Here is a 13,609-nt window from a genome sequence, read left to right as displayed (position 1 = left end):
AAGGGGGGGTGCCCTTTCGCTGGAACGCCGGCGCCCACAGGTTTGCCACTGACATGAAGAACAGTGGCATCGCTGTGGGCGCCGGCTTGCCAGCGAAGGGGGCGACGCGGTTTACCAGGTCAGCACGGCACCCAGGGCCAGCGTATCGGTGTCTTCGTTCTGGCTGCTGCCCTCATGCCCGCGGATTTCGAACTGGTTGTATTCGGCTACCAGGGTGAGGTTGGCATTGATGTCGCGGAACAGCGCGATGCCGCGGGTCTCGTAGTCGGCGCCGGTGTTGACCGCGCCGTTGCCGTCGTCCTTGGTCTTGCCGTACGACAACGCCAGGCGGTTCTTGCCGAACTTGTACGAGCCCTGCATCAGGTAGCCCTTGCTGTCGACCTCGCGCAAGGTGGCTTCCCCGGCGTTGTTGGTGAAGAACGGGTTGATGCCCTTGGCGGTGAAGCCGGAACCGGTCAGCGAGAAGGCGCCCATCTTGGCCTGTACGCCATAGCCCAGGCCCTTGGAGGTCACCGAGTCGACGTTGTGGTCGGTGTTGTCCGAGGTCTGGTAGCCACCGTTGATCCAGCTGTAGATCTTGGCGCCCCCCAGGTCGAACTGGTAGGTGATCTCGCTCTCGGTGCGCGGATTCTTCTGGTAGGCCTTGCCCACCGCGCTGTCATCGTTGGTATCGACCGGGTCCATGATGCCCACGGCGATGCGCAGGCCATCCATCACCGGGGTGCGGTAGGTGATCTGCGCAGTGGGGAACGGGTACGGGTAGCCGGTGCCGATGTTGCCGAACGATACGCCGCCACCGTCCACCAGGCCGAGGGTGTCACTGACCTGGCCATAGCCGGCCAGCAACTCGTCGAGCAGGATGTTGGAACGGGCGAACAGGCCGAAGTCCTTGCCGATCAGTACCTCGCCCCACTCCGAATTGGTCACGGTGCCGTAGAACTGACGCACGTCGATGGCCGTGTCGGTGCCGTTGGTTTCACTGTCGTTGATGGTGACCCAGAACGAAGCGCGCCCGCCCAGCTTGAGGTCGTCGATCTGACGGGTCATGTTGAAACCCAGGTAGTTGGGCAGAAAGCCCATCTTGACCCGGGACTGGCGACGGTCGAACTGCTCGCCGTCACGGTCGACCTTGCTGTTGACGTAGAAGGCGTTGATGTAGCCGTCAGTGGAAAAGGTCGTGTCGTCCTTGTCGTACAGCATGATCTCGGCCTGGGCCAGCGGGGTCAGGCCCAGCGCGGCAAGGCTCGCCACCAAGGGCAGGAAACGTGTATGGGCATTCTTATTGTTGTGCATGACGCTCTCCGCAAACGGGTGGACGGTTGTCGGAGGCGATTATCGAAAAGCGGCGCCGCGCGCCCTACGCTGCCTTGGGGGCAAGGCGCTGCTGCTTTGGCGAGGCGCGAGGTGCCAGGCACCGGGGAACTAATCCTGTGTCCGCCAGTGTCACAAGGCTAAAGTGCCAGCACCCGCTCCGGATGGCCGAGGCCACCATGCAAAAATGCAGACAGGCACTGCAGTTTTGTCGATTGTAATGGGCAAAATTGCACTGTTACGATCCGACGATCCTTGAATTCATCTCCACGGCGCGACAAATCATGTGGAAAATCAATAACAAAGCAGGGAGACAGCGATGACCGCGCAAGCGCATTCCCCGGTCGATACCAACGTACTGGCTACCGTACGCAACCATGTAGGCCATCTGACCCTCAACCGCCCCGCCGGCCTCAACGCCCTGACCTTGCCGATGGTGCGTCAGCTGCAGCAGCAGCTCGACGCCTGGGCCGTCGACCCGCACGTTCACGCAGTGGTACTGCGTGGCGAAGGCCCCAAGGGTTTCTGCGCCGGCGGCGACATCCGTTCGCTGCATGACAGCTTCAAGGCAGGCGACAGCCTGCACCGCGACTTCTTCGTGGAGGAGTACGCGCTGGACCTGTGCATTCATCACTACCGCAAGCCCATCGTTGCCCTGATGGACGGCTTTACCCTGGGCGGCGGCATGGGCCTGGCCCAGGGCGCGGAGCTGCGTGTGGTCACCGAGCGCAGCCGCCTGGCCATGCCCGAAACCGGCATCGGCTACTTTCCGGACGTGGGCGGCAGCTATTTCCTGTCGCGCATCCCCGGCGAACTGGGCACCTACCTGGGGGTGAGCGGCGTGCAGATCCAGGCGGCCGACGCGCTGTACTGCGGGCTGGCCGACTGGCACATCGACAGCGCCAGGCTGAGCACCCTGGATGAACGCCTGAACACGCTCAAGTGGAGCGAGCACCCGCTCAAGGACCTGCAGGGCGTGCTGGCCAGGCTGGGCACCCAGGCCCTGGACAACCCTCCCCTGGCTGCACTGCGCCCGGCCATCGACCACTTCTTCGCGTTGCCCGATGTGGCCAGCATCATCGAGCAACTGCGTGCCGTGACCGTCGGCGACAGCCACGAATGGGCACTCAAGACCGCCGACCTGCTGGCCACGCGCTCGCCCCTGGCGATGGCGGTGACCCTGGAGATGCTGCGTCGCGGGCGCCACCTGAGCCTGGAGGACTGCTTTGCGATGGAGCTGCACCTGGACCGGCAATGGTTCGAGCACGGCGACCTGATCGAAGGTGTACGCGCGCTGATCATCGACAAGGACAAGCAGCCTCGCTGGAACCCCGCCACCGTCGCCGAGCTTTCACGCTCGCGGGTGGATCAATTCTTCGAAGGCCTGTGAGGGCCGGAGTACGCACATGCAAGACCTGGAACTGACTGAAGAACAGATCATGATCCGCGACATGGCGCGCGACTTCGCCCGTAACGAGATCGCCCCGCATGCCCAGGCCTGGGAAAAGGCCGGCTGGATCGACGATGGCGTGGTGGCCAGGATGGGTGAGCTGGGCTTGCTGGGCATGGTGGTGCCCGAGCAATGGGGCGGCAGCTACACCGACTACGTGGCCTATGCACTGGCGGTGGAAGAGATTGCCGCCGGCGATGGCGCCACCGGGGCGTTGATGAGCATCCACAACTCGGTGGGCTGCGGCCCCCTGCTCGCCTATGGCAGCGACCTGCAGCAGCAGACCTGGCTGGAGCGTCTGGCCACCGGCCAGGTGATCGGCTGCTTCTGCCTTACCGAACCCCAGGCCGGCTCCGAGGCGCACAACCTGCGCACCCGTGCCGAGCGCGTGGGTGACGAGTGGGTGATCAACGGGTCCAAGCAGTTCGTCAGCAATGCGCGGCGCGCGGGCCTGGCGATCGTGTTTGCGGTGACCGACCCGGAGCTGGGCAAGAAAGGGTTGTCGGCGTTTCTGGTGCCGACCGACAACGAAGGTTTCGTGGTCGATCGCAGCGAACACAAGATGGGCATTCGCGCCTCCGACACCTGTGCGGTGACCTTGAACAACTGCCGTGTGCCGGCAGCCAACCTGCTGGGCGAGCGTGGCAAGGGCCTGGCGATCGCGCTGTCCAACCTTGAGGGTGGGCGTATCGGGATTGCGGCTCAGGCGCTGGGCATTGCGCGTGCGGCGTTCGAGGCGGCGCTGGTGTATTCGCGTGACCGCATCCAGTTCGGCAAGCCGATCAACGAGCACCAGAGTGTGGCCAACCTGCTGGCCGACATGCAGGTGCAACTCAATGCGGCGCGGTTGTTGATACTGCATGCGGCGCGTTTGCGCAGTGCGGGCAAGCCGTGTTTGAGCGAGGCTTCGCAGGCCAAGCTGTTTGCTTCGGAGATGGCCGAACGGGTGTGTTCCAAGGCCATCCAGGTGCATGGTGGGTATGGTTACCTGGAAGACTACCCCGTGGAGCGATACTACCGCGATGCGCGGATCACGCAGATCTATGAGGGCTCGAGCGAGATTCAGCGCATGCTGATTGCGCGGGAGTTGAAGCACTATCCGTTGTAAAGGCGCGGTTTGATGTGATGCCGGGCCACCATGGCCTGTCAGCCTTGTTGGCCCGGCCCCAGACCTTCTAGCGATCCACCCGCTTGAGCACCTGCCGCTCATACTGCGGGTACAGATGGCTCACGCTGCGAATCAGCTCGTACTGACTCAACGCTATGCCCGCAAACCGCTGGGGTATCGGCGTGGCAATCACCTCGGTCATGTCCAGCCCCTGCGCCGCACTCTCACGCATCACCTTGTCCAGCCACCCCAGGTAATCAACCATCTGCGCAAACGGCGCACGGTCCGTGGCCAGCGGGCCGTGCCCCGGCACCAGCACCTTCCACGGCAACGCCTCGAGCCGCTGCAGATCCTGTAGCCACACCGCCAGGCCAGGGGTGTTGGGCGTGGTCAGCGCACGCTGGTAGAACAACAGATCGCCGGCAAACAACACTCCGGTCTTTTCATCGAACACCGCCAGGTCGGCACCGCTGTGACCGGTCAAGGCCAGCAGCCGCAACCGGTGCGAACCGAACGCACGCTCACCCGCCGCCACCGGCTGGTCGGGCAGGCGTACCTGGGTGCCACGCATCCAGTCACCCACCATGCGGTACATGTTCTCGGCCAGGCCATCACCCTGCTCCTCCAGCAACTGCGTGGTGCCAGGCAGTGCACCGACAGGCACACCGGCAAAGGCCTGGCTGCCCAGCGCATGATCGGGGTGGTGATGGGTCAGCAGCACCTGCACCACCGGCTGGTCGGTGACGCTTTCGATGGCTTTGCGCAAGGCCTGCCCATAGCGCAGCGACGGACCGCTGTCGATCACCACCACGCCAGCCTCGGTGACGATGAAACCGGTGTTGACGATGTTGCCGCCGTTGGTACGGGAGAAGTGCTCGGTGCTGCCCTCCAGCACATAGGTGCCGGCCGCGATTTGGCGCGGCGCCAGGCGATAGTCCAGGTCGGCCAGGCTCGGCAGGCTGACACACGCCAGCAACAGCAACAGTACTCGCATCACGGTCCTCACTCGATGGCAGCGTCGAACTGGTTGCCGTTGTTGTCACGCAGCACCAGGCGGGTAGCCCCCTGGTTGAGCAGGTCGAAGCCCAGGCTGGGGTTCTCGCTCACGGCAGGAAACAGTTCGAGGGTGGCCAGCGACTGGCCCTTGGCATCGAACAGCTCGGCGTGTTCGATGAAGAATTCGGGGATGCCGCCAGTCAGGCCGTTATCCATCGGGTGCGACACGTCCAGGCGCACGCGGCTGAAGGCTTCGCGCGGGTAGCGTGCACCCAGTACCTGGCCCAGACGCTCTTCCCAGCCGGGCTGGCTGCGTACCACGCTGGGCGCCGTGCAGCCACCGCCGGCGGCATCGATCAGGCCCGAACCGATGTGCCAGGTACCGTCATCGGTCAACACGGCCGCACGCAGCGGGGTGGCCTGCTCGATGCGTATGCGTACCGCCAGCCACGGCAGAACCTGCGGGCCGGGATGGAAATCGACGACCCGCGGTATCGGGTTGAGTTCGGCCCACACGAGTATGCGCTGCACCTTGCCCGGCAACGCCCGGGCATCGACCTGCAACGGCACCTGTCGGGCGTCCTCGGCGAATGGCGGGGCAATCACCCGCACGCGCTCATCAAAGACGTAGGGCTCATCCTGGAGCCACTGTTTGCGATAGAACTCCCACATCACCGATGGCACCGGATCGGCACCCGGCTGTATTGCACAGGCCGGGCCGGCCAGCAGCAACGCGGCCAACAGCAACGGTACCCGGCGCATGGCCTATTCCTCGATGTGCACGCTGTCAAGGTAGGTACGCACCGCCCACAACGCTTCCTGGCTCAGGTAGTCGGCCATCTTGGGCATGTACACGCGCCCGTCACGCACCGCGCCGTTGCGTACCCGCTCCACGAACCATTCATCGCCCGCCTCGCCCTCGTCCAGCAGGCGCAGGTCGGGGGCGATGCCACCGGACTTGGCTTCCAGGCCGTGGCAGGCCGCGCAGTTCTGGTTGTAGGCCGAGGCGCCGATGGACACTGCCTCGTCATGGTTGGGGCCGTTGCGGTAGGGGTTGGTTTCACGCCACTCGTCACCGAGTTTTTCCAGGGTGCCGGTGTTGACCGCCGACGGGGTCACGTTGCCATGGGCGAACACCGCCCCGGTACTCATCAGGCCGGCCATCAGCACGGCGCTCATCCAGGCGTTTTTCACTGTTGTCATTGTTCTGCCCTCGACTGCTTTGTCTGTACGGTTTGCACGCAGGCACCTCGCGATACCGGGGTGCTGCCGGGCATCTTAGAAAGCGCACTCCAGCGCCCCCATGCTGCTTTGGTGGTCGCGTGCTACTCCCTTGGTAGTAGGGCTTGTGGGGCAGTGCCAAATCATGCGCCGACTGGGACATTTTCCCGCTCAGGGCGGGAGTTTTTCCGTATCTGCGCAGGCGGCGACGATCCAGTCTAGGCAGGCACAAAACCTCCATTGGGAACACCCACTATGACAATAAGATCGTTACCCGCCGCGCTTTCCCCACTGTCCATGGCTGTGCAGGCCGTCCTGCTGGTCTCGAGCCTGGCCCTGGCACCGGCGGCCAACGCCAAGCCGGTGACCTGGGAAGACATCGCCAACGACCACCTCAACACCCAGAACGTGCTGCAGTACGGCATGGGCACCAATGCCCAGCGCTGGAGCCCGCTGGCCATGGTCAACGACAAGAACGTGTTCAAGCTGACCCCGGCCTGGTCGTACTCCTTCGGTGACGAAAAGCAACGCGGCCAGGAATCCCAGGCGATCATCAACGACGGCGTGATCTACGTCACCGGCTCCTATTCGCGGGTGTTCGCCCTGGATGCCAAGACCGGCAAGCGTCTGTGGACCTACAACCATCGCCTGCCGGACAACATTCGTCCGTGCTGTGACGTGGTCAACCGTGGCGCTGCCATCTTCGGCGACAAGATCTACTTCGGCACCCTCGATGCCCGCGTGATCGCGCTGAACAAAGACACCGGCAAGGTGGTATGGAACAAGAAATTCGGCGATCACAGCGCCGGCTACACCATGACCGGCGCCCCGACCCTGATCAAGGATCAGAAGAGCGGCAAGGTGCTGCTGATTCACGGCAGCTCCGGTGACGAATTCGGCGTGGTCGGCCAGCTGTATGCCCGCGACCCGGAAACCGGTGAAGAAGTGTGGATGCGTCCGTTCGTCGAAGGCCACATGGGCCGCCTGAACGGCAAGGACAGCACCCCTACCGGCGATGTCAAGGCGCCGTCCTGGCCGGACGACCCGACCACCGAGACCGGCAAGGTCGAATCCTGGAGCCACGGTGGCGGCGCCCCATGGCAAAGCGCAAGCTTCGACCCCGAAACCAACACCATCATCGTCGGCGCCGGCAACCCTGGCCCGTGGAACACCTGGGCACGTACCTCCAAGGACGGCAACCCGCACGACTTCGACAGCCTGTACACCTCGGGCCAGGTCGGCGTCGACCCGACCACCGGTGAGGTCAAGTGGTTCTACCAGCACACCCCGAACGATGCCTGGGACTTCTCGGGCAACAACGAACTGGTGCTGTTCGACTACAAGGACAAGGACGGCAAGCAGTACAAGGCCACCGCGCACGCTGACCGCAACGGCTTCTTCTATGTGGTGGACCGCACCAACGGCAAGCTGAAAAACGCCTTCCCGTTCGTGGACAACATCACCTGGGCCAGCCACATCGATCTCAAGACCGGTCGCCCGGTCGAAAACGAAGGCCAGCGCCCTGCCAAGCCATTGCCAGGCGAAACCAAGGGCAAGCCGGTGGAAGTCTCGCCACCGTTCCTGGGCGGCAAGAACTGGAACCCGATGGCCTACAGCCAGGACACCGGCCTGTTCTACGTACCGGCCAACCACTGGAAAGAGGAATACTGGACCGAAGAGGTCAACTACAAGAAAGGGTCGGCCTACCTGGGCATGGGCTTCCGCATCAAGCGCATGTACGAGGACCACGTAGGTTCGCTGCGTGCGATGGACCCGACCACCGGCAAGGTGGTGTGGGAGCACAACGAGCGCCTGCCGCTGTGGGCCGGCGTGCTGGCCACCAAGGGCAACCTGGTGTTCACCGGTACCGGCGACGGCTACTTCAAGGCCTTCAACGCCAAGACCGGCGAAGAGCTGTGGAAATTCCAGACCGGCAGCGGCATCGTTTCGCCACCGATCACCTGGGAACAGGATGGCGAGCAGTACATCGGCGTGACCGTCGGCTACGGCGGTGCAGTACCGCTGTGGGGTGGCGACATGGCCGAGCTGACCAAGCCGGTGGCACAGGGTGGATCGTTCTGGGTGTTCAAGATCCCGGCCTGGGATACCAAGACCGCCAAGCGTTGATCTGAGCGTTTTCGCGGGTCAAGTTCGCCACCACAAGGGATCACCAAACCTGTGGGAGCGGGCTTGACCCGCGTCTGCTTTCAAACTGCCAAGGAGATTCCCATGAAGTATCTGCCCCTAGTGCTCGCCGTCGCCCTGTCCCCGGCTTTTGCTGCCGACGACGAACTGGAACCACAGCCGCTGAAGATCAACGGCTGCATCATCCAGCCTGAAAGCCAGTGCCCCGGCGCCAACCTGCAGAACGCCGACCTGAACAACCAGGACATGCGCAAGATGAACCTGGCCGGTGCCGACCTGCGTGGCGCCAACCTGCGTCACGCCAAGCTCGACCTGGCCAACCTGGAGAAAGCCAACCTGCAAGGCGCCAACCTCACCCGTGCCAGCCTGCAGCAAACCAACCTGCGCGTGGCCAACTTCACCGATGCCACGCTGATCGCGGTCCAGGCCTGGGGCATGTACGCCCAGGGCGCCAACTTCAATGGTGCCAACCTCAGCGCCGCCTACCTGGAGTTTGCCCGCCTGTCCGGCGCCAAGCTGCACAATACCAACCTGCAAGCCGCCGACCTGGAAATGACCTGGCTGAGCAGGGCCGACCTTGTGGGTGCGAACCTGGCCGATGCCAACCTGCAGGAAGCCAAGTTCGGTGAAAGCAACCTGGAGAAAGCCGACCTGCGCGGCACTCGCCAGCACTACGCCAACTTCCAGGACAGCAACATGGAAGGCTGCCAGGGTTGCCCGAGCACCTGGGACTAGGTGCCTGCGTACACAGCCTACGCCGCTATACGCAGCAGGCCGGCTTCGATTGCCAGGTGCACCAGTTCGGCATGGGAGCTGACCTGCAGCTTGCTCTTGAGCAAGGTCAGGTAGTTGGAGACGGTCTTGGCGCTGATGCACAGCTGCTGGGCTATCAACCGGGTCGGCGTGCCCTTGGCCAGCATCAGGAAGATTTCGATCTCGCGCTGGGTCAGCCCCTGCAGGCGAGCATTGCCGCCACCCTGCCCCGGGTGCGGCTGACAGGCCAGCTGGGTGGCCAGCGGTTGCTCGATGTAGGCATGCCCCGCCAGTACCCGGCGCACGGCTTCAAGCACCACCGCCGGCGCTGCCGCCTTGGACAGAAACCCGCAGGCCCCCGCGTCCAGTGCCTGGCGAACCAGGCCCAGCTCGGTGTGTTCGCTGAAAAACAGCACGCGCAGTTGCGGCAGGCGCTGACGCAGGCGCCGGGTGGTTTCCAGGCCGCTGATGCCGGGCAGGTCGAAGTCCATGATTACCAGGCCGGGCAGTTCCTCCTGCACCTGCTGCAGGGCCTCCTCGCCGCTGCCGGCCTCGCGAACTGGCAGGCCATTGAGCCCTTCGCCCAGAAAGTGGGCCAGGCCCAGGCGGATCATCGGGTGGTCGTCGACCAGCAAGATGCCCATCGCGCAGTACTCCTGTAGTGGCTATACCCCATGCTAGAGCCGCTGGCGAGCACGGCCGCTACTACTTTGGTACTGCCCGCGCTGTCGATGGTCGCATTCACAAAGCGCCAGTACTGGCCTGTAATACCAGGCATAACAAAAACGAGACTGCCGACCATGCTGCTGCGTGCCTTGTTCGCTTCTGCCTGCCTGACCCTGGCGCTGCCCGCCAGCGCCGACACGGCGCTGTTCACTGCCGACGGCTACCGCGCCACCCTGTACCGCAGCCCTACCCCCCATCAGGCGCCGCCGGCGCAGACCCTCGACACCGCGCAGCTGCAGGCCCTGCTGCAACAGCAGCCCCCGCCGTTGCTGATCGACGTGTACAAGCGCCCCTGGCTGCATGGACGGTTCATCGACAGCGAGCCGCATGCCAACCTCCCCCACAGCCACTGGCTGGCCAACACCGGCGATGGCCAGCTGGACGCCGCCTGGGCCCGCTATTTCAGCCGCCACCTGCAACGCCTGAGCCATGGCGACAAGCAGCGCGCCGTCGTCTTCTACTGTCGCTCCGATTGCTGGCTGAGCTGGAATGCGGTCAAGCGCGCCGATGCACTGGGCTACACGCGGCTGTACTGGTACCGTGATGGCCTGGATGCCTGGGAGAATGCCGGGCTGCCGGTACACCCCGCGACACCCGAAGCGTTCCCCTGACTACTGTCTGCCTAGCGGTCAACCACAACAATAAGGTGCAAAGCCATGTACAAGATTCTGATCGCCGACGACCACCCGCTGTTTCGCGAAGCGATCCACAACGTCATCACTGACGGCTTCCCTGGCAGCGAGGTCATGGAAACCGCCGACCTGGACAGCGCCCTGAGCCTGACCGGCCAGCATGACGACCTGGACCTGATCCTGCTGGACCTGAACATGCCCGGCATGCATGGCCTTGGCGGGCTGATCAACCTGCGCAACGAGGCGCCGACGATCCCGGTGGTGATCGTCTCGGCCGAGCAGGACAAACAGGTGGTGCTGCAGGCAATCACCTATGGCGCGGTGGGGTTCATCACCAAGTCGTCGCCGCGCTCGCAGATGACCGATGCCATCGAGCAGATCCTCAACGGCAACGTGTACCTGCCGCCCGACATCATCCGCACGCAAAAAAGCACCGGCCGGCGCAACCAGAGCGAGCATGCAGGCTTTGCCCCGGAGCTGCTGCAGGCGCTCACCCGCAAGCAGTTGCTGGTGCTCGAGCGCATGACCAAGGGGGAGTCGAACAAGCAGATCGCCTACAACCTGGATATCGCCGAGACCACGGTCAAGGCCCATGTCTCGGCGATTCTGCGCAAGCTCAACGTGCACAATCGGGTGCAGGCGATTCTCAGTGCCGGCGATATCGACTTTACCGCCTATCTGCGGCGCTGATCAGCCGGCGCCAGGCAGCGCGAGGGTCTTGCCGCTGCCCACCGGCCCCATCGTCAACAGGGTTTCGGCCAGGGTCATGGGAACGATCATGTCCTTGGCGTTCTGCGCCTTGTAGTTGATGTCGGCATCGATGTGCTGTTGCACCTGCGCCGCATAGTCGGCCGGATACTGAGCCTTCTCGATTGCCGGCAGGCTGTTGTAGTGAGCCTGCACTTGCTTGAAGAAGTCCGTCATGCGGCCGGTGGTGTTGTATTCCTGTTGCGCCTTGTCGCTGACCTCGCGACGCCACGCCTGCTCCTGGCGGGTGGACTCCTCGAACGCGGCGCGCCGTTCGTTGACCGTGAAGGTGCCGCTGTCATCGTAGGTGATCAGCGCCAGTTGCTCGCGCGACAGGCCGGCGAACGGGTTTTCAACGGTCTTGCTGCCCACGGTCAGCGTCGCGTTCACGAACGCAGTGGCCTGTTCGGCCCGGGCCAGCAGCTCGGGGTCATCGGTGGCCGGTACTTCCTTGTCGTGGGCGGCCTTGTTGGCCGAATACGCAGCGCCGGTAATCTTGTCGAGCAGCGACCTGGCCAACGCACCGAGTGCCGAATGGCTCAGGCCGGTATCGCGCTCGCTGGCACGGGTGGCACTTGCGGCCAGTTGACGGGCCAGGTTGGAGACACTGCTGGTATCCTGCCCGGCGTAGGCATTCAGGGCCCTGGCGCTGCTGCTGTTGCCATGGTTGATGCCAAGGCTGGTAGGGAGGGGGCTTGCACCGGTGGTGCGGGTGGTAATGGCCGATGTGTAGTCGTTCACATGCATCGGGAGACTCCATGTGGTGGTATGCACGTCTGTGCGGCGTGCGCTGACAACGCTCCGGTGCCAGCAATCGGGCGCAAGCCTAACGCCATTTGCCGGTTGCATCCAGTTGCGCGCCTGAAGTAAGCTCGGGCAATCAACTGGAGCACAGCATGTCGTCTATTTCCCTCACTCAAGCACTGCACACAGGTCGCGTATCGCACCTGGCGGCTGTGCCTGCGTGCGCGGCACTGCCTGCCAGCGGCTTTTATTTTGGGTATTGGTTTAGCCACAGGCGCCGCTGATACCCACACCGGCGCCCACTCCCAGGGCCGCCGAACACGAGAATACTCAACCCCCGGTCGGCCCTGCCCACCGGGGGTTTTGTTTTGGGCGCCGTACACCACCGACATCGATGAGGATTGCAGCATGAACCACAGCACCTATTACCGTTACCAAAGCCTTGCCTGGCGATTTAGCCACTGCCGTTCGGGCCAGCCAGCCGCCTCCGACCGGTCGAGTACAGGTGGCACGCAAACACCGACACGAAATCGAACATCTCGCTAGGGCCGAAGGCGCGGGACCGAACCCGCCTTCCGCCCAAGGAAACCCGACCATGCAAGCGTCCACCCAAGCCCTGAACCTGTCCCAACCCCAGGCTGTCGCAGCCAACAGTAGCCTCAACCTGCGCCTGCCCAGCCCGTTTCAGCTCAAGCAGCAACTGCCCTTGTCCAGCGCCCTTGGCGGCCAGGTCGAGCGCCACCGCCAGGCGGTGAAGGCGATTCTCGACGGCGAGGATGATCGCCTGCTGGTGATTGTCGGCCCCTGCTCGCTACACGACCCCCACGCTGCCCTCGAATACGCCGAACGCCTGGCTGCCCTCTCCCGCCAGGTTGATGACCAGTTGTTGCTGGTGATGCGTGCCTATGTCGAAAAGCCTCGCACCACGGTGGGCTGGAAAGGCCTGGCATACGACCCGCACCTGGATGGCAGCGATGACATGCAGGGTGGCCTTGCGCTGTCTCGCCAGCTGATGCTGGGCATGCTCGAACGGGGCCTGCCGGTGGCCACCGAACTGCTGCAGCCGATGGCAGCAGGCTACTTCGATGACCTGCTGAGCTGGGCGGCCATCGGTGCACGCACCACCGAATCGCAGATTCACCGCGAGATGGTCAGCGGCCTGGGGCTGCCGGTCGGATTCAAGAATGGCACCGACGGCGGCGTGGGTATCGCCTGCGACGCCATCCGCAGTGCCGCGCATGCCCACCGCCACTTCGGGCTGGATGCCCAGGGGCATCCAGCGATCGTCGAGACCCTCGGCAATCCTGATACCCACCTGGTGCTGCGCGGCGGCCACCAGGGCCCCAACTACGATGCCGCCAGCCTGGAGCAGGCACGCCAGGGCCTGTACAAGGCCGGCATCCGCCCACGTCTGATGGTGGACTGCAGCCATGCCAACAGCGGCAAGGACCCACTGCGCCAACCTCAAGTGTTCAATCAGGTGCTGCAGCAACGCTTGCAGGGTGACCGCTCGATCATCGGCATGATGCTCGAAAGCCATTTGTTCGAGGGTTGCCAGGCACTGGGCAAGGCCCCCCTGCGCTACGGTGTATCGATCACCGATGGCTGCCTGGGCTGGGGGGCCACAGAAGCCTTGTTGAGCGAAGCGGCCATTAGCCAACGCGGGTAGACACCTGCCGCCCCGACGAGGGCGCTTCGGCCCCCCTCACATAGGCAGAATGTTAAGGGGCAGGCAGGTCAGACGTTCTGGTCCTGCCGGCCCAGCTTGACCAGGGG

Annotated in this window: 13 protein-coding genes; 7 read left to right on the top strand and 6 right to left on the bottom strand. The window is 64.0% G+C overall.

All coding sequences use genetic code 11. The features are described from left to right. Positions 1 to 111 precede the first annotated feature (111 nt). Positions 112 to 1,293, bottom strand: coding sequence for a porin (locus DN387_RS04935; protein ID WP_043860154.1), 1,182 nt, complete (start codon positions 1,291 to 1,293; stop codon positions 112 to 114). A gap of 337 nt (positions 1,294 to 1,630) precedes the next feature. Between DN387_RS04935 and DN387_RS04930 the strand changes: the two genes are divergently transcribed. Continuing rightward, on the top strand, positions 1,631 to 2,701 hold the full coding sequence (locus DN387_RS04930) for an enoyl-CoA hydratase/isomerase family protein (RefSeq protein WP_054914529.1): 1,071 nt from the start codon (positions 1,631 to 1,633) through the stop codon (positions 2,699 to 2,701). Positions 2,702 to 2,717: 16 nt separating this feature from the next. After that, positions 2,718 to 3,869 (top strand): acyl-CoA dehydrogenase family protein, encoded by a 1,152-nt coding sequence (locus DN387_RS04925; RefSeq protein ID WP_043860156.1) that lies wholly within the window; start codon positions 2,718 to 2,720, stop codon positions 3,867 to 3,869. Positions 3,870 to 3,936: 67 nt separating this feature from the next. Here DN387_RS04925 and DN387_RS04920 read toward each other — a convergent pair whose 3' ends face one another. From DN387_RS04920 to pedF, 3 genes are read right to left on the bottom strand one after another with little or no spacing between them, the layout of a single operon-like run. Next, positions 3,937 to 4,863, bottom strand: coding sequence for a quinoprotein relay system zinc metallohydrolase 1 (locus DN387_RS04920; protein ID WP_054914530.1), 927 nt, complete (start codon positions 4,861 to 4,863; stop codon positions 3,937 to 3,939). An 8-nt stretch (positions 4,864 to 4,871) separates the two neighbouring features. Next, positions 4,872 to 5,627 (bottom strand): quinoprotein dehydrogenase-associated SoxYZ-like carrier, encoded by a 756-nt coding sequence (locus tag DN387_RS04915; RefSeq protein WP_054914531.1) that lies wholly within the window; start codon positions 5,625 to 5,627, stop codon positions 4,872 to 4,874. Positions 5,628 to 5,630: 3 nt separating this feature from the next. Next, positions 5,631 to 6,068, bottom strand: coding sequence for a cytochrome c-550 PedF (gene pedF / locus DN387_RS04910; protein ID WP_043860159.1), 438 nt, complete (start codon positions 6,066 to 6,068; stop codon positions 5,631 to 5,633). Positions 6,069 to 6,383: 315 nt separating this feature from the next. Between pedF and exaA the strand changes: the two genes are divergently transcribed. Together exaA and DN387_RS04900 are read left to right on the top strand one after the other, a co-directional pair. Beyond that, entirely contained in the window at positions 6,384 to 8,213 is a 1,830-nt protein-coding gene (exaA, locus tag DN387_RS04905) for a quinoprotein ethanol dehydrogenase (RefSeq protein ID WP_231390602.1), read from the top strand. A 102-nt stretch (positions 8,214 to 8,315) separates the two neighbouring features. Next, positions 8,316 to 8,966, top strand: coding sequence for a pentapeptide repeat-containing protein (locus DN387_RS04900; protein WP_043860161.1), 651 nt, complete (start codon positions 8,316 to 8,318; stop codon positions 8,964 to 8,966). 17 nt (positions 8,967 to 8,983) lie between these two features. Here DN387_RS04900 and DN387_RS04895 read toward each other — a convergent pair whose 3' ends face one another. Then, on the bottom strand, positions 8,984 to 9,628 hold the full coding sequence (locus tag DN387_RS04895; RefSeq protein ID WP_043860162.1) for a response regulator transcription factor: 645 nt from the start codon (positions 9,626 to 9,628) through the stop codon (positions 8,984 to 8,986). A gap of 156 nt (positions 9,629 to 9,784) precedes the next feature. On the opposite strand from DN387_RS04895, the gene DN387_RS04890 reads away from it, so the two are divergent. Together DN387_RS04890 and DN387_RS04885 are read left to right on the top strand one after the other, a co-directional pair. Next, positions 9,785 to 10,321 carry a PQQ-dependent catabolism-associated CXXCW motif protein gene (locus DN387_RS04890; RefSeq protein ID WP_054914532.1) on the top strand — a complete coding sequence of 179 codons (537 nt, stop codon included), beginning with the start codon at positions 9,785 to 9,787 and terminating at the stop codon, positions 10,319 to 10,321. A 45-nt stretch (positions 10,322 to 10,366) separates the two neighbouring features. Then, the gene (locus DN387_RS04885; RefSeq protein WP_043860164.1) at positions 10,367 to 11,032 is read left to right on the top strand and encodes a response regulator transcription factor; all 666 of its coding nucleotides are present in this window, start codon (positions 10,367 to 10,369) and stop codon (positions 11,030 to 11,032) included. On the opposite strand, the gene DN387_RS04880 is transcribed toward DN387_RS04885, so the two are convergent. Then, positions 11,033 to 11,836: a hypothetical protein gene (locus DN387_RS04880; RefSeq protein WP_052504202.1), complete on the bottom strand. Its 804-nt coding sequence runs from the start codon at positions 11,834 to 11,836 to the stop codon at positions 11,033 to 11,035. 592 nt (positions 11,837 to 12,428) lie between these two features. Here DN387_RS04880 and DN387_RS04875 point away from each other — a divergent pair. Beyond that, a complete protein-coding gene (locus DN387_RS04875; RefSeq protein WP_054914533.1) occupies positions 12,429 to 13,502 on the top strand; it encodes a 3-deoxy-7-phosphoheptulonate synthase in 1,074 nt (357 codons plus the stop codon). Positions 13,503 to 13,609 lie beyond the last annotated feature (107 nt).

Origin of the sequence: Pseudomonas sp. FBF18, from assembly GCF_024261405.1 — a bacterium.
GTDB classification, from domain to species: domain Bacteria; phylum Pseudomonadota; class Gammaproteobacteria; order Pseudomonadales; family Pseudomonadaceae; genus Aquipseudomonas; species Aquipseudomonas palmensis.
This window is presented reverse-complemented; position numbering and strand designations above follow the sequence as displayed.

Bases quoted from the DNA above. Each gene is read 5' to 3' on its own strand.
- DN387_RS04935 (WP_043860154.1), bottom strand. From the start codon at position 1,293: ATGCACAACAATAAGAATGCCCATACACGTTTCCTGCCCTTGGTGGCG.
- DN387_RS04930 (WP_054914529.1), top strand. From the start codon at position 1,631: ATGACCGCGCAAGCGCATTCCCCGGTCGATACCAACGTACTGGCTACC.
- DN387_RS04925 (WP_043860156.1), top strand. From the start codon at position 2,718: ATGCAAGACCTGGAACTGACTGAAGAACAGATCATGATCCGCGACATG.
- DN387_RS04920 (WP_054914530.1), bottom strand. From the start codon at position 4,863: ATGCGAGTACTGTTGCTGTTGCTGGCGTGTGTCAGCCTGCCGAGCCTG.
- DN387_RS04915 (WP_054914531.1), bottom strand. From the start codon at position 5,627: ATGCGCCGGGTACCGTTGCTGTTGGCCGCGTTGCTGCTGGCCGGCCCG.
- pedF (WP_043860159.1), bottom strand. From the start codon at position 6,068: ATGACAACAGTGAAAAACGCCTGGATGAGCGCCGTGCTGATGGCCGGC.
- exaA (WP_231390602.1), top strand. From the start codon at position 6,384: ATGGCTGTGCAGGCCGTCCTGCTGGTCTCGAGCCTGGCCCTGGCACCG.
- DN387_RS04900 (WP_043860161.1), top strand. From the start codon at position 8,316: ATGAAGTATCTGCCCCTAGTGCTCGCCGTCGCCCTGTCCCCGGCTTTT.
- DN387_RS04895 (WP_043860162.1), bottom strand. From the start codon at position 9,628: ATGGGCATCTTGCTGGTCGACGACCACCCGATGATCCGCCTGGGCCTG.
- DN387_RS04890 (WP_054914532.1), top strand. From the start codon at position 9,785: ATGCTGCTGCGTGCCTTGTTCGCTTCTGCCTGCCTGACCCTGGCGCTG.
- DN387_RS04885 (WP_043860164.1), top strand. From the start codon at position 10,367: ATGTACAAGATTCTGATCGCCGACGACCACCCGCTGTTTCGCGAAGCG.
- DN387_RS04880 (WP_052504202.1), bottom strand. From the start codon at position 11,836: ATGCATGTGAACGACTACACATCGGCCATTACCACCCGCACCACCGGT.
- DN387_RS04875 (WP_054914533.1), top strand. From the start codon at position 12,429: ATGCAAGCGTCCACCCAAGCCCTGAACCTGTCCCAACCCCAGGCTGTC.